The organism is Actinomadura meyerae (assembly GCF_900188445.1).
Classification (GTDB): Bacteria; Actinomycetota; Actinomycetes; order Streptosporangiales; family Streptosporangiaceae; genus Spirillospora; species Spirillospora meyerae.
Genome location: NZ_FZOR01000097.1, coordinates 1 through 1,352, shown reverse-complemented (window position 1 = coordinate 1,352; position 1,352 = coordinate 1). Strand labels below are relative to the sequence as shown.

Below are 1,352 nucleotides of genomic sequence, written 5' to 3'. Positions count from 1 at the left end.
CGGACGTAGTTGGATTTGGTCCAGGTGTAGGTGGTGCCGTCGAGTTGGTCGGTGACGGTGTGGGGTTGGTGGGGGTTGTCGGGGAGGCCGAGGGCGGGGAGGTCGAGGTGGACGGTGGCTTCGCGGGGTTGGTGGGGGTTGAGGTTGATGATGGTCAGGACGGTGTCGTCCAGGTGGCGTTTGGAGAAGGCGAGGAGTTCGGGTTGGTCGATGTGGTGGAAGTGCAGGTTGCGGAGTTGTTGGAGGGCGGGGTGGGTGTTGCGCAGGGTGTTGAGGCGGGTGATGAGGGGGGCGATGGTGGTGCCGGTGTGTTGGGCGGTGTCCCAGTCGCGGGGGCGGTACTGGTATTTCTCTGAGTCGCGGTATTCCTCGCTGCCGGGGCGGACGGGGGTGTTCTCGCAGAGTTCGTAGCCGCTGTAGATGCCCCAGGTGGGGGAGAGCAGGGCGGCGAGGATGGCGCGGATCTCGAAGGCGGGGCGGCCGCCGTGCTGGAGGTATTGGTGGAGGATGTCGGGGGTGTTGGTGAACAGGTTGGGGCGCATGTAGGCGGCGGCGGGGCCGGTGAGTTCAGTGAGGTAGTCGCGTAGTTCGTCGGCGGAGTTGCGCCAGGTGAAGTAGGTGTAGGACTGGTGGAAGCCGATTTTGGCCAGGGTGTGCATCATGGCGGGGCGGGTGAAGGCTTCGGCGAGGAAGAGGACGTCGGGGTCGGTGGTGTGGATGTCGGCCAGGAGGCGTTCCCAGAAGGCGGTGGGTTTGGTGTGGGGGTTGTCGACGCGGAAGATGCGGACGCCGTGGTCCATCCAGTGGTGCAGGATGCGTTTGATCTCGGTGTAGAGGCCGTCGGGGTCGGTGTCGAAGTCCAGGGGGTAGATGTCCTGGTATTTCTTGGGCGGGTTCTCGGCATAGGCGATGGTGCCGTCGGCGCGGTGGGTGAACCATTCGGGGTGCTGGTGGACCCAGGGGTGGTCGGGGGAGCATTGCAGGGCCAGGTCGAGGGCGATTTCCAGGCCGTGGTCGGCGGCGTGGGCGACGAAGGCGTCGAAGTCGTCCAGGGTGCCCAGGTCGGGGTGGACGGCGTCGTGGCCGCCGTCGGGTGAGCCGATGGCCCAGGGGGAGCCGGGGTCGTAGGGGCCGGCGTCCAGGGTGTTGTTGGGTCCTTTGCGGTGGGTGGTCCCGATCGGGTGGATGGGGGGCAGGTAGACCACGTCGAAGCCCATGTCGGCGATCGCGGGCAGGCGTTTCATCGCGGTGCGGAAGGTGCCCGGGGTCGGGCCGCGGCGTCCCATCGGGTCGAACGTCGCGCCTTCGGAGCGGGGGAAGAACTCGTACCAGGCGCCGTACAGCGCGCGCTG

Annotated in this window: 1 protein-coding gene; it reads right to left on the bottom strand. The window is 67.2% G+C overall.

The features are described from left to right. The coding region (locus tag CHF16_RS39010; RefSeq protein WP_089331220.1) for an alpha-amylase family protein at positions 1-1,352 on the bottom strand (1,352 nt) is incomplete at both ends.